At 46.9% G+C, this 20,181-nt stretch carries 14 protein-coding genes; 13 read left to right on the forward strand and 1 reads right to left on the reverse strand.

The annotated features are described in order from the left end of the window. Positions 1 to 14: 14 nt before the first annotated feature. The 5 genes from SB752_RS12535 (at position 15) to SB752_RS12555 (ending at position 8,275) form a co-directional block, all read left to right on the forward strand. The gene (locus tag SB752_RS12535; RefSeq protein WP_410715972.1) at positions 15 to 3,965 is read left to right on the forward strand and encodes an ABC transporter permease; all 3,951 of its coding nucleotides are present in this window, start codon (positions 15 to 17) and stop codon (positions 3,963 to 3,965) included. A 67-nt stretch (positions 3,966 to 4,032) separates the two neighbouring features. Continuing rightward, on the forward strand, positions 4,033 to 6,825 hold the full coding sequence (locus tag SB752_RS12540) for an alpha/beta fold hydrolase (protein ID WP_410715973.1): 2,793 nt from the start codon (positions 4,033 to 4,035) through the stop codon (positions 6,823 to 6,825). Positions 6,826 to 6,845: 20 nt separating this feature from the next. Then, a complete protein-coding gene (locus SB752_RS12545; protein ID WP_410715974.1) occupies positions 6,846 to 7,172 on the forward strand; it encodes a hypothetical protein in 327 nt (108 codons plus the stop codon). Positions 7,173 to 7,255: 83 nt separating this feature from the next. Next, on the forward strand, positions 7,256 to 7,753 hold the full coding sequence (locus SB752_RS12550) for a YwhD family protein (RefSeq protein WP_410715975.1): 498 nt from the start codon (positions 7,256 to 7,258) through the stop codon (positions 7,751 to 7,753). 267 nt (positions 7,754 to 8,020) lie between these two features. Beyond that, positions 8,021 to 8,275: a hypothetical protein gene (locus SB752_RS12555; protein WP_410715976.1), complete on the forward strand. Its 255-nt coding sequence runs from the start codon at positions 8,021 to 8,023 to the stop codon at positions 8,273 to 8,275. 64 nt (positions 8,276 to 8,339) lie between these two features. Here SB752_RS12555 and SB752_RS12560 read toward each other — a convergent pair whose 3' ends face one another. Next, a complete protein-coding gene (locus tag SB752_RS12560; RefSeq protein ID WP_410715977.1) occupies positions 8,340 to 10,391 on the reverse strand; it encodes a transglycosylase domain-containing protein in 2,052 nt (683 codons plus the stop codon). Between the two features lie 223 nt (positions 10,392 to 10,614). On the opposite strand from SB752_RS12560, the gene speE reads away from it, so the two are divergent. The 8 genes from speE (at position 10,615) to SB752_RS12600 (ending at position 20,114) form a co-directional block, all read left to right on the forward strand. Further along, positions 10,615 to 11,448: a polyamine aminopropyltransferase gene (gene speE, locus SB752_RS12565; protein ID WP_123058844.1), complete on the forward strand. Its 834-nt coding sequence runs from the start codon at positions 10,615 to 10,617 to the stop codon at positions 11,446 to 11,448. Between the two features lie 20 nt (positions 11,449 to 11,468). After that, complete coding sequence (speB, locus tag SB752_RS12570) at positions 11,469 to 12,338, forward strand: agmatinase (protein WP_410716061.1); 870 nt, start codon at positions 11,469 to 11,471, stop codon at positions 12,336 to 12,338. A gap of 159 nt (positions 12,339 to 12,497) precedes the next feature. Beyond that, positions 12,498 to 13,742 carry an MFS transporter gene (locus tag SB752_RS12575; RefSeq protein WP_410715978.1) on the forward strand — a complete coding sequence of 415 codons (1,245 nt, stop codon included), beginning with the start codon at positions 12,498 to 12,500 and terminating at the stop codon, positions 13,740 to 13,742. 61 nt (positions 13,743 to 13,803) lie between these two features. Beyond that, positions 13,804 to 14,217, forward strand: a complete 414-nt coding sequence (locus tag SB752_RS12580) for a YwiB family protein (RefSeq protein WP_410715979.1) — start codon at positions 13,804 to 13,806, stop codon at positions 14,215 to 14,217. A gap of 78 nt (positions 14,218 to 14,295) precedes the next feature. Then, on the forward strand, positions 14,296 to 14,688 hold the full coding sequence (locus SB752_RS12585; protein ID WP_410715980.1) for a hypothetical protein: 393 nt from the start codon (positions 14,296 to 14,298) through the stop codon (positions 14,686 to 14,688). Positions 14,689 to 14,777: 89 nt separating this feature from the next. Continuing rightward, on the forward strand, positions 14,778 to 16,208 hold the full coding sequence (locus SB752_RS12590) for a sigma-54 interaction domain-containing protein (protein WP_410715981.1): 1,431 nt from the start codon (positions 14,778 to 14,780) through the stop codon (positions 16,206 to 16,208). Positions 16,209 to 16,378: 170 nt separating this feature from the next. Continuing rightward, the gene (kamA, locus tag SB752_RS12595) at positions 16,379 to 17,737 is read left to right on the forward strand and encodes a lysine 2,3-aminomutase (RefSeq protein WP_410715982.1); all 1,359 of its coding nucleotides are present in this window, start codon (positions 16,379 to 16,381) and stop codon (positions 17,735 to 17,737) included. Positions 17,738 to 18,035: 298 nt separating this feature from the next. Continuing rightward, positions 18,036 to 20,114, forward strand: a complete 2,079-nt coding sequence (locus SB752_RS12600; RefSeq protein ID WP_410715983.1) for a (Fe-S)-binding protein — start codon at positions 18,036 to 18,038, stop codon at positions 20,112 to 20,114. The last annotated feature ends 67 nt before the right edge of the window (positions 20,115 to 20,181 follow it).

Genomic DNA, 20,181 nt, shown 5'->3' on the forward strand with positions numbered 1-20,181 from the left:
AAGCAGGATCTTATGTGAATAAAGCTAACGCAGCGGTAGTTAATCCGAATATTCATGGCACTATTCCAGGATATTTGGATCGTGACAAAAAAGTCATAGATAGTGGAACCTATAACTTAATAGGATTATCAGAAATTAATGATGACGAGACACTAAATGCTTCTATTGCTGATGTTACTGTAAAAGGTACAAAATCAGGCTCTGGCCAAGTCCTTAACTATTCTAAAAAATCAACTACGTCTGACAACGGATACCCAGTTGTAGATCTTGACGAAGCCCGTGCGTGGGCAGCTACTTTTAACGGAAACCCAGCTTTTATCTCATATGCAAATGGTTTAAACGGATTTGATGTGATAGACACGAAAGATAATAAAAAGTTATACACGGGCTACCTCCTCTCCCAAATTGCCGAAATGTCTGGAGGTAGCGGATTACCATATACGACAATACCGTACAGATCAAGTGAACACCCAAATCAGAGATTCAAAGGCGTCGTCAACTTCGAGACCACCCCCCAACCCAAAGCGGGCATCGGTATCGGGGCTAAATCCCAATACAAAGTTGGAGACACCGTACAAGTGAATATGTGGGCTGAGGACTTTAGTTTCTTTAACAGAGGAATTAAGGTCCTTAATTATTATATTTACAACGTAGACACTGGCAAAACTGAATACACCTTCCCCAGTGAAATTAAAACGCATTCAGCAATCGCCAAAGGGGATTACTCAAAAGGTGGTACAGGTAATCCTTTTCATATCGAAGTGTCTGGACAACAATATGTACCTACCAAACCCGGCAACTACGAAGCACGCCTCCTAATAACAGATCTTCACGATCGAAATAGCCAGAACGCCCCTTCACCGGGCGGAACAGGGGTACCTTATAAGGTACCCTTTAAAGTTGGCGATGTGCCTCCTCCTGATCCCGATCCTGTGCCTGAACCGGGTCCATCATGCACAATAGACAGCTCCAAAACAAAAATGGACATCAACGTAGACGGTGACAAAGACGTTAAAAACTACACGGCTGTGGCAAGTGGAAGCAGCATTTCCGTCGAAAAAAACGCAACAATCACGATTTTTGCCAAAAAGCCGGGAACGTTCAAAATGGATGGCGCGTTCATGTCCAACAGCAAAGGCGATAGAAAAATCGGGACAGGCAGTGTCGGTGCGTCTGGGACATACAAAGTGGTGTATACATCAGACGATGGAACAGAATGCTGGGAAAAATTCTTCACCGTTAGTAACAAGGGTGGCGAAGATAAATGTCCAATCATTACTCTTTCAAATTCATCCGTCCGCAATGGAGAAACGATAGAAATCTTTGCAACGGACCAGCTGTATTTTCGCGCCAAATATACAGACAAATACGGTGAAAGTGGGCCTGCGCTGCTGCGATGGGATGTGACCAAACCAAACGGCAAGGTGGTCACGCTACCCGGAGAGTACGATGACAGAGATAGATGGCGACCCTATAACTCAGAAAAGCTTAACCTGCCCTGGGGGGACGGCAGAAGCTCAGAAGATGTCATTTTTGAGCGGGGGAAAACCTACAAGCTCAAGCTGAACCTTTCAGCGACGGATTGGGCTGATCGACCAGAATGTAATTGGGAGATTACGATAAAGGTCAAAAATGCTGTCTGTGAAATCTCTGATCAAAACCAACTCAAGGCTAAAGTGTATGGCACCCCTCCGAATCCATTTTCGCCAACAGGCGACGAGGTTTTTCAACATCCTGGGGGCAAGCCGTCAACCTTGTACTGGGATGTCTACTTTTCATTTTTCTCGATGCTAAATGCGGACAGCTATGATACGAACATGCGCTTTTCCGCCAATGCTCCCGGCACATGGTATTTGATCGATGGCAGCAAAAGAACAGCGCTAACAGGCAAGCTGGCAGCGAATGAACAGTTTGATTTGATCCTTTCGGCAGACATAGCAGAAGCTTTCGGTGAGGTCTTGCTAGAGTTTGAGTCTGACAAAGGCTGCATCGAGCGAATCGTTTTTACCATCAAGTCAGATCGCAAGTGCTACAACCTGCTCGTTGCCATGGAGATTTCTACTACTGACCAAAAATGGTCGAAGGAAATTAAGCGGGGGGAGACGATCGAGCTTTCAGACGCTGACTACCAAGGTGGTTACCGATTTAAAGTGTTCACGTCTGCGGACTCACATTTCATCGTAAATTGGTTCGATCCAGGCACGCAGAAGTGGTCGTGGAAGCGAAATGGGGAAAATCTCGCTGCGAGTAGAAATAAACAGAACAACCACTGGGTTACCTTTCCAAAAGATAAGGATAGTGACCGCTTGCTAGAAGGCTTGTATATGGTAGAGATATCTGATCAAGAAGAGTGCTCTGGATTCTTCTTTGTAAAAATCGGAAAGTCCCCGCTTGAAGGAGAAAACCTCCTAATCCTAAAATCGAGCTTTACGATTACTCCAAATGATCCACAAGAGCCAGGAACCGAGGCTGCGATCAGATTCGATGTGAAAAATGACGGCAAGCTCAGCCATAATACGAAGCTGGCGGTACGTTGGGAAAGCTCTGACAAAGAAACCGTATTGGACGTAAATGATTTTAAGCCTGGGGAAGTGCGAAAGATAACCGTTCCGACGCGTTACCCGCAAAAATCTGAGCATTTCATTGCCAATATTAATCCTTCCAAGAATCTGCCGGACAACGAAACTATTTGGCCGGATAACCGCGCGCTTTGGCCTGTTAAGGTTATTGGAGGGGGAGATCCCAAGCCGCCAGATCCCAAACCACCCACAACTCCCGAGCCTGAAGGCCCTGGTGGTGATATGGATGGCGGAGAAATCGGATTAGAAATTTACGATTCCGATAACAGGCAGCTCCAAAAGCTGCAGGTCAATGTAGATGGAGTATGGGAAAGAGAACCAGCCAAAATTCGTGTGGCGATTGACCAGACGAAAATGAACGAGGGCTTTCAACGAGCGCAACAGGAAATCAACAAGAGCATCACAGACTACAAGGTGCTATTGGAGCAGTCCGCAAGCGGAGAGAATATCGAAAATGTTTCAGTCACAGCAACACCTGGCTGGATTGCAGATGCCAAAAGCATGGCTGTGTATGCTCCGGCGTTACTGGATTTACGCGTGAGTGGACCCGGTACCCCACAGCAATGGCAGGTTAGTAGTACATCTACAGGCGGTGACTACTTGTACACAGGTACGATTGTGCCGACGCAAACGACCTGGCGGCAAGTCTTGCAATCTGAAAAATATAAAGCAGAGATCAACGGATTTGTTATCACAATGAACTACAGCATTCGCTTCGATCTGTCCTATGAAATGTGTACAACAGATGAGGAAGAGAATAAGACGTGCGAGCCAAATCAAATCTCTAAGACGATGACAGGTCGCTACACGATCACGGTAAAAGGAGGAGAGCGATCATTCGAAGTATTTGAGCCAAATGCGACTGGCTCGATTCTTCATACAGAAGAATGGAAGGAGTACCACTCCAGGGACCGCTATCCAAATAGCCAGCCCAATGATTTCTACGCCGGGGAAAGAATTTTAGCGCAAATCGAGCTGCAGTCACGCCATCGTCATCCAGTGAGTAACCAATATCCGGTCATTACATCGGCACAGGCGTGGATATCGGAGTCGGGCTTGAGACAAACCTCGCTGCAATCCTTGTTGTCTTTGCGTGCGATGTCACCGCAGCTTTGGAAGGGACCTACCTACTCAGCATCAAAGCTGGGGACAAGAGAACAGGGAGTAGATATTCCACTGATGGGTGACAAGCAGCACGGTTTTAAAAAGGATGCAAGCTATGCAGTCTACTACCAGGTGCATTTTCGCTTTGACGTGAACAAAGGCTTTCCCTATACCAATAAAAGTGCTGGAAAAGGTCACGAGCTAAGTGATTACCGCATACCGTTCCGCATTATTGCAAACGCTTGGGAACGCCAAGGAATACGGAATCATACGACCCAGTAAATATGTTTGCACCCCCCATCTGTCTTTTCCTACTGTGAAGGGAGTAAAAGGAAGAGGGGGTTTTTTTGTGGGATACACAGTCAAGCGGGCGGTGTTGCTTGTACTCATGCTCGTTTTATGCTGGGGAAGTACGACTCCATTTGCTTGGGCCAAAAATAATCATCCGATTGTTGAAGAAGCATGGGCATGGGTGGAGGATGGCGAGTTGCGAATACAGGCTGCGCTTGCTAGCACAGAGCCGAAAATCATGCTTACGGTGATTCAGAACGGTGAGGAAAAATCCCTGGCGTTTCGAGAGGAATCACAGCTGTCTGTCGCAGTCAGCCCATCTGCTTCAGGTTCCATGACCGTACAATTACGTCTACCTTCCACAAAGAAACCGATCAGTGATTGGCAGCTAAACATACCTGATACCGTGATTCTAAGCGACGAGGGATTGGGGATCAGGGAAGAGTCGTGGGATAAAAAAGTGGCGAAAAAGGCGGAAAAAATAGAACCGATTGCTAACGAGGAGGCAGAAGTAGAGGCAGAGCCCGATTCTGATGAAAACGTTGATGAGTCAGCGGAAAACGAACAACAAGATTCCATACAGGAATGGGCTGATGACTTCTACGATGACTTTACGGTTGAGGATAAGTCCAATGAAGCTGCTTTGCGGAGCAGGGCTGTGATCTTTGAATTGGAGCCAAACGATACGTTTGGAAAAGCAGACTGGCTGTTTGATGGCAAGGACGGCCGCGGCAAGATCGCAAAGCCTGGCGATGTAGACATGTGGAAGATTAAAGCAACAAAAGACGGCCAGATGAATGTATCACTCCGGGAAATTCCACTTGGTCAGGATTACAATTTGTATGTATATAACACAGATCAGGAAGAAATGGGCCGATCGGAAAAGGCCGGAAATAGTGATGAAAGTGTAGAAGCGATCGCGATAGAAAAAAACAAATGGTACTACGTGAAGGTAAGTGGAAACGGCGATTCGTTTCACAAAGACTTTTATTATGTCATACGTGCGGATGTACTAGCTGATCAGCAAGATGGAAAGGTAGACGAATACGAACCGAACAACACCATTCAAACAGCCTATGAATTGCCAGCAGATTACAGTGCTTCACTGATAGGCAATCTTCATAACCGGACGGATGTTGATTTCTATCGCTTTTCATTTAGTTTGGCATCGACCGTTTTTATCGACCTCAAGGATATGCCAGAAGGGATGGATATCGATCTATACTTGCTGGATGAGTCCGGAAAAGAAATTGCCAAGTCAGAAAAGCCAAAGAACACAAATGAGCAGATCATTTTCAATACCAATCCGGGTACGTACTTTATAAAAGTGATGGCGAGCAAACGCTCCGGTTTTACACCCAATTCGTACAAGCTTACTGCAGTAGCCAAGACGATTCCTGTCATCTTGATCCCGGGAATAGGAGGTTCGCGCCTGGAAGCAGAAGAAGGGGGAAAAACAACAGAAATTTGGCTGGGACTGGGGGACAGCTTGATCGGGATCAATGATCCTAAGCATCGCCGATTGCTGTCGCTTGAGCCAATCAGGCCAAGCAGTGTAGATGTGAAGCCGAGAGAGCGAGGAGTGACCATCTATCCAGAACGGGCTGATGAAGGGTTTAGTGCGATCGAATATTTATCGTACTCACCCCTCGATCCTGTACGAAATATGACCGAGCAATACTACAGCATGGTAAAAAAGCTAGAAAAAACAGGATATAAAAAGCATCGCTCACTATTTGCCATGCCATATGATTGGCGGTATAGCAGCACGAAAAACTCTACTTATTTAAAGGAAAAAATCGATCTCGCCCTGCAAAGGTCTGGAGCACGTCAAGTGCATTTGGTCGTACACAGTATGGGCGGATTACTGGTCCGAGAGACTTTGTTGTCGAATATTTCGTATCAGTCAAAGGTAAACCGAATTGTCTACATGGGAACTCCGTTTCTAGGCTCACCGAGGGCCTATCAGGCTATCCGTTTCGGGTATAATTTTTCGATTCCATGGATGGATGAGGAAACAGGCAAAATCATTTCCGAATATGCGCCAGCTGTATATGAGCTACTACCCTCCAAAAGGTATTTTGAGACGGTGAGCTTCTTGAAAAAGAATCGAAATGACCTCTACACGTATGATGAATTTTTGCAGGACAAAAAGGTTCAGCTAAGCTATGCCCCCCTTGTCAAGCAGGGAGGAGCGCTTCATGAAAAATGGGAGAACAAAACAATCAATGTTCCGCAGTATTCGATAATCGGGACAGGTCAACCGACTTTTCTAGGCTATTGGTTCGACGCTTATCACAATGAATGGGCTCCTTATTACGATACAGGACTGGGAGATGGAACCGTACCTTATATTAGTGCCAACTACGCGCAAAAAGACATCAAAAAACGATACTACGTGGCAGGAGAGCATGCCAAGCTGCCGACCATCCCTGAAGTGATCGAGCAAGTCACGCAGCTTTTAAAAGGGGAGGAAAAGGTACAGCCAGGTCTCAGAAATACGGCTGCCAAGAGAGCGAATTATCTGTATTACGTGATTTCTCAGGAGGATCGGGAATTCCCGCAAATAACATTCACGAAATCGGGGCGGACAATGACGCTTGATCCAAAGGAAAAAGAATTATGGGAAGACCTGTCTATCGAATATCACAATCATATTGTGGTAATCCGCGTTCTGGATGAAGAAGAGATAGAGTTTGCATTACCTGTACCTCAAGAAGACAAGCCCGCGCCACGTTATTTCATCAACCGTTTTTCGTCAGAAGATTCGAGAGCTTATCAAGACACAGGCAGACCATTTATGCTGGACGAGCATGGTTTGACGGAAGTTATACCTGAGAAAGCGACGTGACTAAGAGAGGAAAATGAACCATGGACAATCTGTTTGTTTGGCTGTTTTTGGGGCCATTTGTATATTCAATCGAGCTAGGCGGACCGATTATCGGTTTATTAGTTGGCGGTTACTTACGAGCTGTCTTAGGATTTCGGTTTTGGATTACGTTAGGAGTCACTTTTGCAATCAGCTTCCTCTATTACATGATTGTCGTTCCGTCCAATACGATGTTTGGAGCTTTATTATTAGTGAAAGCGCTGATGGCAATCCATTCGGCCTTGCTATTGACGTTTCTTTTATGGATTTTCGATAAAATCTGGAATCGTTATCGGAAAAAGAGCGACCAGCAGCCCACAGAAGAATAACTGGGCACATAGGAAAATTGCGTCGCTGTTGGTTTGCGAGTAGAATATAGAAAGGAGAACTTTTGTCTGGAAGGGTGTATAACGTGGATATATTTGATAATAAAAAAGGCGGCTTTACGATCATGAGCGGCAAGACTGATGTACATGGAGGCTTTGGTCAAGGCGTTTTGGACCTGAATGCAGTTTCCTCGGTCATTATCGACGGTGATGAAGCTTATATTGATATGGGTGCTCTGCATGCAAAAAGTACCGTTGAAAAAGGTATCAAATGGACGGCCAACAAGGAAGAAGTGCCAAATGGAAAGCCATACTGGCTCGTTTGGGTAACTGTCGATCGTAACGAAGCGGGTCCTTATTATGCTGGTGCAACCGCATGCTATATGGAGATTGATCGCGAAGCACGTCGAGGCTACAAAATTTTGGCTGATCATGTGAATCGTATGGATTACTCCATGAAACGCCGCATCATGCTGTCTGATCTTGGCGAAAAAGAAAAGGCTGCTTTGAAAAAGCTTTTAATTGAAAATAACGCTACCATGTTTGAGAATTCAACCGAGGAATTAAAGCAAATTTTGTCCTAAACTTGGAAATCGTGAACGGTATGTGAACAAATGGTGAAATCAATTGTTACCAGTATTGAAGTCAGGTAAACTTGTTTTCATATCTGTGTACATGTACACTGGGTCAACAAACAGGGAAAGAGCCGTCACTCTTTCCCTGTTTGCGTTCATTTGGCCCTAATAAATGTAAACGGTTACTAGGCTTTATTTTCAGGTCATGCTTTCTGGGCTCACCGTATAAACTAATGGGGCTATAACCAAACTGTTTGACGGAAGGGGCGGTACCCATTGAACGAAGATCCCCGTGCACAGGAAGCCGATAACAATCATTTTGCCAAGTACGGCGGCGTCCATTTCCGCTCGCACGTAACACCTGTCGAAATTAACAACTTTATTCGCAAGCTTCCTGCCGGAAAAAGGGAAAGCTTGTTTGAAGTGCTGGAGCAATTGGACAAAGCAGGGTTGATCAGTGTCGTCAACGATCATGTTTTTGCTGATGGCGATGGTGTCATTGGTGGTGGAGAGACGCAGTCGTTACAATAAAATCGTATTGCCTTTCTTTAAGTATGGAAAAGGGACGTGCCTGCTCGCACGTCCCTTTCTTTTCTTAATCCGATGGTTTCCACCAGCTGCCCATTCTTTGCCAGAAGGTAGAAGGATCCGGTGGCTTTAAAGGCGTGGGAGCTTCATTTGCTGGCAAGTGATCCGTGCAGTATTCCTGCGGTTCAGTACCGCTGGCGAAATAGAACAATTGTGGTGTCGGACAATGCTCTGTTGCCAGCTTGCCGGAATGAGCATCGATGTACACAGAAACGACTCCAGCAGGCATGTCAAAGAGTGCGGGGGGCTGTCCCTTTAAAGCGCCTTCCATGAACTGCGCCCAGATTTTCTTGGATAAATAGCCTTCTTTAACGTCGTCCACTTTTTGGTTTTTGTCATAGCCAACCCATACTGTGGAAACGAGCTGTGGAGTGAAGCCACTAAGCCAGGCGTCATAATCTGTGGACCCTGTTTTTCCTGCGACCGGACGATTAATTTCATTGGCAACACGAAAACCGGTGCCTCCTCGTTCAAATACGCTTTGCATCATGTTTACCAAAAGGGCTGAGGCGACAGGATCAGCTACTTGGGTTTTTTTCGGCTTTTCCTCAATCAAAATATTGCCTTGATTGTCCTCGATGGAGGTAATGGCAATGGGCTTGACGGCTTCACCCTTGTTGACGATAGCGGCATAAGCTGCATTCAGCTCCAAAGGAGAGACGGGAGACGTTCCCAGAGCAAGCGAGGGGACGGCTTGCAAATTGCTTGTAATCCCCAGATTTTTTGCTTCATCCACGACCTTTTGCGGCCCCAAAAAATCGATCGTTTTGACAGCGTAAATATTGTCTGATGTTTTGATGGCTTCACGCATGTTGATCATATCGTGAGCATATCTGCCGCCAAAATTGCTCGGAATGTACTGCTTGTTAGTATCGTAGGTAAACACAGTTGGTTCACTTTTCATCAAGGTCAATGGTGTATAGCCGTTTTGCAAGGCAGCTAAATACATGATGGGCTTAAATGACGAGCCTGGCTGTCTTTTTCCCAGTACGCGGTTATACTGACTCATTTTGTAATCTCGTCCGCCAACCATGGCTTTGATATAGCCCGTAGTAGGGTCCATCGCAATTAAGGCAGCTTGCAGATTGGGCGAATCCTTAGGCAAAATGGAGGCAACGATTTCTTCTGCTTTCTTTTGCATGACAGGGTCTAGTGTCGTATGGATTTTGAGCCCGCCGTGAATAAACAGCTCCTCGTCGATGCCGTATTTATTTTTCACAAGGCTAGCTATGTAATCACGGAAATAAGGCGCTTGCTCTCCCATATTTTCATTCGTTCTCGCCTTGAGCTTGATGGGCTCAGCAAAAGCCTGATCAGCCTGCTTTGACGAGATCATCCCGTCTCTCTCCATAGCATCAAGAATAAGCTTTTGACGTGATTTTGCCCGTTCAAAGTCATTAAAAGGTGAATAGTAGGTCGGTCCCTTAGGGATGCCTGCCAACATCGCGCTTTCGGCAATCGACAAGTCCTTGGCGTTTTTGCCAAAATACGTTTGTGCCGCTGCCTGGGCTCCATAAGCGGAATGCCCATAATAAATCTGGTTCATATACATCTCAAGAATTTCATCCTTGCTGTAATTGAGCTCAAGCTGAATGGACAGAAGCGCTTCCTTGATTTTTCGTTCCCACGTTTTATCTAGGCTCAAATAGAGGTTGCGGGCAAGCTGCTGCGTAATGGTACTCGCGCCTTGGCGCATGTCCATATTGATGACATCGACGTAGGCAGCCATAGCTAAACGCTTCAAGTCAAAGCCATAATGCTCTCGGAAAGAACGATCCTCAATGGCAATCGTCGCGTCAATGAGAGCAGGTGAGATTTCTTGAATCGGGACCAATATACGATTTTCACCTCGGTGCATGGTGTCCAGAACATCGCCATTGGAGGCGTATATGGTTGTCGTTTGTTTGACAAATGTTTCTGGTAGCGGCTGTGAACGTAGGTACAAAATTAACAGCAAAATAGCAAATGATAAGCATAATAGGCTGAGTATGAAAAATTTTACAAATTTCTTGGCCCAGCGTAGATAGCGGAGCAACGGAGCCTCCCGAATTACTTCCATATGTGCCTACCCCTCCTTTCTACCGATTGAATCTCCAAATCGGGACATACTAAGACACAGGTTAACTTTAGTATGGGTCACTTGCTGGCTGGATAAACTTGCCTCGTTGCAAAGAAGATGATTGAATAAAAAAACCCTTGCTTTTTGTTAGACAGCATCTATAATTTTCTTGTTATATGGTATTTTCATGCGGTTACTTGAAGGAGGTTACATAACCATGAATATGGAATTGTGGTACACCGAAAAACAAACGGAAAATCACGGCATTACAACGAAAATTACGGATACCCTATACAGTGAAAAATCCGAGTTTCAACAAATCGATGTCATTACTACCAAGCAGTTTGGTCGCATGTTAGTACTCGATGGCATGGTTATGACCACTGATGTCGACGAGTTTGTTTACCACGAGATGATTTCTCACATTGCCCTCAACACTCACCCGAATCCGAAAAAGGTTCTGGTAGTAGGTGGCGGCGATGGCGGTGCGATCCGTGAAATCGTGAAGCATGCATCCGTGGAAAAAGCGGTTTTGGCTGAAATCGACGGTGGCGTAATTGAATCCTGCAAAAAATACTTCCCTGAGATTGCAAGTGCATTGACTGGCAACCCGCGTGTTGATGTACAGGTAATTGATGGTATTAAACATATCCACGATCACAAAGGTGAATATGACGTAATCATGGTTGACTCTACTGAGCCAGTAGGACCCGCGGTAGGTCTGTTCGAAAAAGGATTCTATCAAGGCATCCATGACGCCCTGAAACCAGACGGTATCATGGTAGCGCAAACAGAATCTCCTTGGTTCAACCGTGAGCTGATCAAGCGCGTATTCAAAGACTTGAAATCGATTTTCCCGGTTACTCGTCTGTACACTTGCAGCATCCCTACTTATCCATCTGGGCTGTGGAGCTTCACAATTGCTTCCAAACAGTACGATCCATTGGAAGTAGATGCAACTAAAATCAAAAATTTGAACACAAAATACTACAATGCGGAAGTTCACCACGCAGCATTCAAGCTGCCAAACTTTGTGGCTGAGCTGACTCGCGACTAGTTGGAGGAGGACGAGTGAACATGCGTTTTGACGAAGCATATTCCGGTAATGTCTTCATCCGTAGTCACGGGAACTACGAAGAGAGCCAAGCTGTCATTTATGGCATGCCGATGGATTGGACAGTTAGCTTTCGTCCAGGGTCCCGTTTTGGCCCGACTCGTATCCGTGAAGTATCCATTGGACTGGAAGAATACAGCCCGTATTTGGACAGGCTGTTGGAAGACATCACGTATTTTGATGCTGGTGATATTCCACTTCCTTTTGGAAACGTGGAAGGTAGCTTGGATGCGATTCGTACATTCGTGGCAAAGGTTCTCGAGGACGGTAAATTTCCACTTGGTCTAGGTGGAGAGCATCTCGTTTCCTGGCCTGTGTTCCAAGCGGTTTATGAAAAATACAAGGATATGGTCGTATTCCACTTTGACGCGCATACTGACCTGCGTGACAACTACGAGGGATACCAATATTCCCACTCAACGCCAATCAAAAAGGTGTGCAACCTGATTGGTGGAAAAAATGTCTATTCGTTCGGGATTCGCAGCGGCATGAGAGAAGAGTTTGAGTGGGCAAAAGAAAACATGCACCTGTACAAATACGATGTGCTGGAGCCAGTAAAGCAGGTACTGCCGACAATCGGCAATCGCCCAATTTACTTGTCGATTGACATCGATGTCCTGGACCCTGCACATGCACCAGGTACAGGAACAACTGAAGCTGGCGGTATTACCTCTCGTGAGCTGCTCGATACCATTCATTTCATGGCTAACAATGGCGCAAATGTCATTGGCTGTGACTTGGTGGAAGTAGCCCCGGTATACGATCACAGTGAAATGACACAGATCGTTGCATCCAAAATCGTGCGCGAGCTGCTCCTCAGCTTTGTAAAATAATTGTGATGTGAATAGAGCCTCCGGTTTTTGTATAGAAACCGGGGGTTTTTCGAATAATTAAATAAACATTTTTGTTTACAAAGTATATAAAAGAAGGTAGAATCTTATGTAAGAAAATGTTTCCAAATGCTTTTCAGGTATCCGGGGGAGTTGTTTGTTATGAGAGAGGTTTTTGCCCACGTCCAATTTCGAAAGCTGTTCTTCTCGAATCTCTTTTCAGGTTTTGGCCAAGGTATGACGATGATCGGTATTGCCTGGTATCTCGTCGAAACAACAGGATCGGCACAGCTGCTTGGCTCCACCATGTTTACTTCAGCGGTTTTCATGTTTTTTATTGGACCTTATATTGGAACCCTAATTGATCGTTATTCCCGTAAAAAAATGCTGCTAGTCGAAAATCTGATCGGATTTAGTGTGCTGGGTTCCCTCGCCGTCTGGGGATTTTTCGGAGATTACGCGGAGTGGATGCTGATCGTGATTTATCTCGTCACGACCTTTATGTATCAGATTCACTACCCGGCCCAATCAGCTCTAGTGCAGGAGACCTTTGCGCCAAAGCATTACAACGACATCAACAGCCTGTTAGAGATTGAAGGACAGACCGCTACGGTACTTGCAGGGGCCGGTTCCGGGATTTTGCTCAGCACTTACGGACTTCATGTGGTCATCTTGTTTAATGCGCTCACGTACCTGTTTGCCTTCTGTCTTTTGTCCACGATGAAATACACATTTACACTGGAGCGGGAAGCAAAGCTGAATCAAGGCGTATCCTGGGTGGGTCAGCTCGTACAAAGCTGGCGGTACATTCAGGAAAAGAAAGGCTTCCTTATCTTTGGGGTTTCGGCCTTGATGCCGTTTATTGCGGTTATGGCCAGCAATTTGCTCAAGCCGGTATACGTCAGCCAGACGCTCAAGGCGGATGTATCGACCTTTTCTCTTGGGGAAATGGCGTATGCGCTGGGGGCTGTAGGAGCGGGCATTTTGGTCTCTCTCGTCGTGCGAAAAATGGGACAATTATCAGCAATGATCGGCAATACCCTGCTGTTTGCCGTCGTCATGATCGCAATGGTTGCCTTGCCATTTGGCTGGGCACTGATTGCGGCTTACATGGTCTACGGCTGGAGTAATGCGTCGGTCAGACTGATTCGCCAATCCCTTTATATGACGGTTGTGCCCAAGCAGTTTATGGGACGTGTCATGAGCTTTTTCAATTCGATCGGGATGATGATGCGCTTGATTTTAATCGGATTGTTTACTGTTATGATCGACTACACGGGTGCAGGTACAGGCTATCTAGTCTTGGCTGGCTTGCTTCTGCTCGCTGCATTGGGCGTAGCAGCAACGATGAAATATTTGCTTTCGGATGCAGAAGCGCAGGCTGCGGTTGCAAGCGAACAGCGATGATCGTACAATGAACGGATATTGCTGCTAGTGGTAGTACAGAAAGTGGAGTGTGGAGACGGATATGCAAGATGTACAAATCAAACTGACAGCCAAACACCTCGTGGAGGGCATTTGGGACGCGTCCACCCATCATTACGAGGGCAAACGTGTACAAAAGGCAGCGTCCTGGTACGTCACCTACAAGGAGCAAATGGAAGGTGCAGGCGAGGTCAGTACTACGATAAAGTTGTCGGATAAAGCAATAACATTGATTCGCCAAGGCGGAGTTTCTACGAGACAGCAGTTTGAAAAAGGGGCAAGTACACAGTCCTTGTACCAAAGTCCCTATGGCCCTTTTACCATGGAGACACATACGAACAAGCTGCGCATTCAGTATGAAAATGAATTGCCTGTGTTGATTGAAATCGCGTATCAGCTATGGATGAACGAGCAATACACCGGTGAGCATGAGCTGCGAATAGAGCTAGGTAAATAAGCCGCCCTTGGCAAGGGCGGTTTTTTACACGTACAATAGGAGTACTCGCGGTTGGATGTGGAAGGGGGATTTTGTCGGATGTTTATACTCGTAAACGGACTTATCGCGGGTCTGGGACTGGCAGCGTTCTTGGCGCTGGGTGACGGATTGTTTGATACACAAACGTTTCCCGTGCTAATCGACGTCAGCTATGTATCTGGCATGGAAAACCTGCCATCTATTGTAGAGCTGTTGATTCATCTTCTGATTAGTGTCATCATTGCCTTTTTTCTGATGCACTTTTATCCGCGGGAGCGTGGGGCAGGTGCATTCAAATATCTTGGTTTTTGGATGCTTGGCTTTGCCGTTGCCTTCTTGCCGTTTAGTCTGCTGAGCAATACGCCGATGACATGGCTTGCCTTTTTGATATGGGTATTGGGGCATCTAATGTATACCGTTATGCTAGCGATTCAGGTTGGGCGAAATAGATAGCGGATGTTTCGATAAAAATGTGGAGTTTGCCGAATATTCGGCATAGTGATGGTTTTTTGGCAGCATGGATGAGAGGAGAGAATGCCAGGATGCCGTTGTCTGATACGGTTGAAATGTTACAGGCAATACTGGGGGCCATTGACGAAGGAATTCATGTGGTCGACGCTGACGGGATAACGATTTTTTACAATCATGTCGCAGCAAAGCTGGACGGGTTAACGTCAGAGGAAGTGTTGGGAAAGCCTCTTCTGGAGGTTTTTCCTTCCCTGGATCGTGAATCGAGCACCTTGCTTCGAGTGATTGAAAGCGGAGAATCCATTTACAACCAGACACAGGTATACAAAAACTGGAAGGGCATGCGTGTAGAGACGATCAATACAACACTCCCGGTGCGCGTAGGAAAGAGACTTGTTGGTGCAGTAGAGGTAGCCAAGGATATCGGTAAGCTAAAAGCGCTGTCGGAGCGATTGGTGGATTTGCAGGCAAAAATCAGCAAACCAAAGCGAACGAAGCGTACGGTGGATGAGGTAACGTTCCATTTTGAAGATATTTTAACGAGTAGTGAAAAAATGAAGCAGCTGAAAGAACGGGCTCGCCGCGCAGCACGTACGACCTCCCCTGTCCTCATTTACGGGGAGACGGGAACGGGTAAAGAGCTGTTCGTTCAATCGATTCACCATGCTTCGGCACGCAGCACGATGCCATTTATTGCGCAAAACTGTGCAGCACTGCCCGCCTCTCTTTTGGAGAGCTTGCTGTTCGGTACGACCAAGGGGAGCTTTACAGGAGCGGATGATCGTCCGGGTCTGTTTGAATTGGCAGATGGCGGTACCTTGTTCTTAGATGAGCTAAACAGTATGCCGCTTGATTTGCAGGCAAAGCTGCTGCGTGTATTGCAGGACGGACAAATCAGGCGGATCGGCGGCAGTAAATCGACGAGGGTGGATGTGCGTGTGATCGCTGCGGTCAATGAAGCCCCGCAATCGCTTGTTCAGCGAGGCTTGATGCGGACTGACCTGTATTATCGGATTAACGTCGTATCCTTTGAATTGCCGCCTTTGCGAGAGCGCAAAGAAGATATCGACCTGTTAGTGGGGCATTTTTTGGAGAAGTTTAACGGGCAATTCGGTATGAATGTGCGTGGGACCAGCAAGGAGGTAGCGCGCTTGTTCGCAGGCTACGACTGGCCGGGTAATGTTCGCGAGCTTGAGCATGTCGTGGAAGCCGCGATGAATATGGTAGAGGCAGATTCCATCGAGCTGGAGCATTTACCGCCACATGTATTAGATCGCAATTTGGCAGACGAGTCTGAAGATCAACCGATGACGGACTTATCTGCCTTGCTTGAGGCTAGCGAGGGACGAACCTTGCCCGATATCATGCGGGAGCTTGAGGAGCGAATGATCGGTGAAGCCATGAAATCGACCGAGGGCAATGTACTCCGCGCCGCAAAGCTGCTCGGAATACCCAGGCAGACCCTGCAATACAAGCTGTCGCAGCGGATGATTCCTCCCTGTTGAATGCCGAAAATTCGGCAGAATGAATCAATGACCAAAAGGAAGATGCGCTTACAAAACGCTCTATTCCTTATTTTCTAAATGTTTTGATTTGGTTGGCACGACCCTTGCATCTCTTTATTGGCGAGTGAAACGCATGAGCTTCACTACTGATGAGAGGAGATGTGACGCAGATGACGGTAGCAACAAAACGTGATTGGCGCTCGGTTGAGCTTTGGAAGGATGTAACGGATGAACAGTGGAATGACTGGATGTGGCAATTGACCCACACCATCAAAACGGTTGACGACCTGAAGCAGGTTATTAACCTGACTCCGGAAGAGGAAGAGGGCGTGCGCATTTCCACGCAAACGATTCCTTTGAACATTACGCCTTATTACGCTAACCTGATGGACCCAGACGATCCGACTGATCCGGTTCGCATGCAGTCTGTACCTTTGTCTTCTGAAATGGTTCGTACGAAATACGACATGGAAGACCCGCTGCATGAAGATACAGATTCACCGGTACCTGGACTGACTCATCGCTATCCAGACCGTGTCCTGTTTCTGGTGACAAACCAATGCTCCATGTATTGCCGCTACTGTACGCGCCGCCGCTTCTCTGGCCAGATCGGCATGGGTGTGCCAAAGAAACAGCTCGATGCCTGTATCGATTACATCCGCAGCAGACCAGAAGTACGCGATGTTCTGCTCTCTGGTGGCGACGGTCTGCTGATCAACGACCGCATCCTGGAATATATCATCAGCAGCCTGCGCGATATCCCGCACGTAGAAATTATCCGTATTGGTACACGTGCACCCGTTGTGTTCCCGCAGCGCATTACAGAAAATCTGTGCAATATCTTGAAAAAATATCATCCTGTGTGGCTCAATACACACTTCAACCATCCAAAAGAAATTACACCAGAAGCGAAGCAAGCTTGCGAAATGCTGGCAAACGCTGGCGTGCCACTCGGAAACCAGGCTGTTATTTTGGCTGGTATCAACGATTGCGCGAATACCATGAAAAAGCTCGTGCAGGATTTGGTCAAAATCCGCGTGCGTCCATACTACATTTATCAATGCGACCTGTCTGAGGGGATCGGACACTTCCGCGCTCCAGTCAGCAAAGGGATCGAAATCATGGAACACCTGCGCGGTCATACCTCTGGCTATGCAGTACCGACTTTCGTTGTCGATGCTCCACACGGCGGCGGAAAAATTCCGGTCAGCCCGAACTACATCATTTCCCAAGCGTCGGATAAAGTGGTTTTGCGCAACTTTGAGGGTGTTATCACCTCGTATCCAGAGCCGAAGCAATACCATGAGCACGATGAGGAAAATTGCGAATACTGCAAAGCAGCAAAAGGAAAAGCAGTCGGTATCGCAGCTCTCATGCAGGACGAAGCAGACAATCTGGAGCCTACTGATCTGCCACGCAACAAACGGATCAAGGCAACCAAGGTCAAATCCTTGGCAGACGTTCGTCTGGAGCAAAAAACGAAAAAGGAAGATACAGATACCACTTCAAAAGAAGCTTCTGGAAAATAAGACTGAAAGTACAGCTGCCATGCATGTGGTGGCTGTTTTTTTGTGGACCACGAAAAGTCGTGACGTAGCCTGGCTGCGATCGAGGCATTCTTGTCTGAATTTTTCCAACTCTTGATTGAGGATGGTTGATCAGAGTTTTGTGTGATAATATCAAGTTACGGTGAAAGTGAGCGATCGTTCAGTTTTATTTCATTTTTCAAATAAATAAGTTTTACAGACTGAATAGTCATTCATTTTCATCCTCGATTCTGATAAGATAACTACAAAAGACAACTCGCAATGAGGGGGAGAAGAAAAGATGCTGGCACTAATTAATCTCATTGCTTTTTTCCTGGTTCTGGCTTATGGGCTGTATTTGGCAGGACATGTTGTGTACAGTCGGTACTTGTTCATCAAGCTGGGGAAAAAGCCGGATGTGAAGGATGACTTTGGCGCACGTATCAATTTGATGCTGGACAACGTCATTTTCCACAAAAAGCTGTTAAAAGACAAAAAGAGCGGCGTCATGCACGTCGTCATGTTTTATGGCTTTATCCTTTTGCAGTTTGGTGCAATCGAGCTGATCATCAAAGGACTTTCAAAAGGATTTGAGCTTCCCTTTGGCAGCGCTCACAAATACTTCAGTGTCATGCAGGAAATCACGACATTTTTAATTCTTGCTGCAGTAAGCTATGCGTTTTACCGCCGCTATATTGAAAAGCTGGGGCGTCTGAAGCGGGGATTCAAATCAGGAATTGTCCTTTTACTCATCTCCTCTCTGATGGCGACTGTTCTTCTCTCTCTCGCTTTTGAGCAAATCTGGCTCGGTCATGAAGCATCTGGCTTGGCACCGATTTCGTCTTTATTTGCGATGCTGTTCGCAGCGCTCGGCGTAGGTACGACAGCAGCTGCTGCTCTCTTTTACGTTTTCTGGTGGCTGCATCTGATTATTTTGTTGGGCTTCGCTGTCTACGTTCCACAGTCCAAGCACGCTCACTTGCTGTTTGCCCCAGTCAACGTCTGGTTTAAAAAGCTCGACCCTCCAGGCAAGCTCTCCAGTATTAATTTTGAGGATGAGACGCAAGAGGTGTTTGGCGTTGGCAAGATCGAGGACTTTACGCAAACACAGCTGATTGACCTGTACGCTTGTGTGGAGTGCGGTCGTTGCACGAATATGTGCCCGGCTTCTGGTACAGGCAAGATGCTTTCCCCGATGGATTTGATTACGAAAATGCGCGATCATCTGACGGAAAAAGGCGCGGCGGTTACCTCGCGTACACCTTGGATGCCGAGCTTTGCCTTTGCACAAACAGCAGCAAACCAGATCGCTTTTCAATCCTCTGAGGTAGCAGCGACAGCCGAGGGTGGGACTGCAACGATTTATGATAAAAATCTGATTGGCGATGTCATCACAGAGCAGGAGCTGTGGGCTTGTACGACCTGTCGCAACTGTGAGGATCAATGCCCGGTCATGAATGAGCACGTAGACAAAATTATCGACATGCGTCGTTATCTGGTCATGACAGAAGGCAGCATGCCGCAAGAAGCACAGCGTGCCTTGAACAATATTGAGCGCCAAGGCAATCCTTGGGGAATTAACCGCAAAGACCGTACGAAATGGATTGAAGGCCTGAACGGGCAGTATGAAGTACCAACGGTCAAGCAAGCAGAAGAATTCGAGTATTTGTTCTGGGTCGGCTCCATGGGCTCTTTTGACCTGCGCAGCCAAAAAATCTCCCATGCCTTCGTCAAATTGATGCACGAAGCAGGCGTCAAATTTGCGATTCTCGGTAACGAGGAAAAGAACTCCGGCGATACAGCAAGACGCATCGGAAACGAATTCTTGTTCCAGCAGCTGGCACAAGAAAATATCGCTCTGTTCGAAGGCTACGAGGTCAAAAAGATCGTGACATGTGACCCGCATGCGTACAATACGTTCAAAAACGAGTATCCGGAGTTTGGTCTCACGGCAGAGGTATACCACCATTCCGAGCTGTTGGCGCAGTGGGTAAAAGAGGGCCGTCTGAAGCCAAACAAGGAAGTCAACGAGCGCATTACGTACCACGATTCCTGCTACCTCGGACGCTACAACGAAATTTACGACAAGCCACGCGTGATTCTGGAAGCCATTCCTGGAGTAGAGGTCGTGGAAATGAAGCGCAGCGGCTGTGACAGCATGTGCTGTGGTGCCGGTGGCGGACTTATGTGGATGGAGGAGCATGAGGGCTCTCGTGTCAACGTGACGCGCACCGAGCAGGCTCTGGAGGTCAATCCGACAGCGATCGCGAGTGCGTGCCCATACTGCTTGACGATGATGAACGATGGAATCAAAACCAAAGAGCAGGAAGATCACGTGAAAACACGTGACGTGGCAGAAATTTTGGCTGACGCGATTTAACCGTGTATGTATGCCCGATCCCTACCGTTTTCGCAAAGGTAGGGATTTTTCTTTTCTTTACCTAAAA

The sequence above is a fragment of the Brevibacillus sp. SIMBA_040 genome, from assembly GCF_046535075.1.
Classification (GTDB): domain Bacteria; phylum Bacillota; class Bacilli; order Brevibacillales; family Brevibacillaceae; genus Brevibacillus.

What these genes read in the sequence shown, in the direction of transcription:
- SB752_RS12545 (WP_410715974.1), top strand. Translation starts at nt 6,846, where the DNA reads ATGGACAATCTGTTTGTTTGGCTGTTTTTGGGGCCATTTGTATATTCA.
- SB752_RS12560 (WP_410715977.1), bottom strand. Translation starts at nt 10,391, where the DNA reads ATGGAAGTAATTCGGGAGGCTCCGTTGCTCCGCTATCTACGCTGGGCC.
- speE (WP_123058844.1), top strand. Translation starts at nt 10,615, where the DNA reads ATGGAATTGTGGTACACCGAAAAACAAACGGAAAATCACGGCATTACA.
- speB (WP_410716061.1), top strand. Translation starts at nt 11,469, where the DNA reads ATGCGTTTTGACGAAGCATATTCCGGTAATGTCTTCATCCGTAGTCAC.
- SB752_RS12575 (WP_410715978.1), top strand. Translation starts at nt 12,498, where the DNA reads ATGAGAGAGGTTTTTGCCCACGTCCAATTTCGAAAGCTGTTCTTCTCG.
- SB752_RS12580 (WP_410715979.1), top strand. Translation starts at nt 13,804, where the DNA reads ATGCAAGATGTACAAATCAAACTGACAGCCAAACACCTCGTGGAGGGC.
- SB752_RS12585 (WP_410715980.1), top strand. Translation starts at nt 14,296, where the DNA reads ATGTTTATACTCGTAAACGGACTTATCGCGGGTCTGGGACTGGCAGCG.
- SB752_RS12590 (WP_410715981.1), top strand. Translation starts at nt 14,778, where the DNA reads ATGCCGTTGTCTGATACGGTTGAAATGTTACAGGCAATACTGGGGGCC.
- kamA (WP_410715982.1), top strand. Translation starts at nt 16,379, where the DNA reads ATGACGGTAGCAACAAAACGTGATTGGCGCTCGGTTGAGCTTTGGAAG.
- SB752_RS12600 (WP_410715983.1), top strand. Translation starts at nt 18,036, where the DNA reads ATGCTGGCACTAATTAATCTCATTGCTTTTTTCCTGGTTCTGGCTTAT.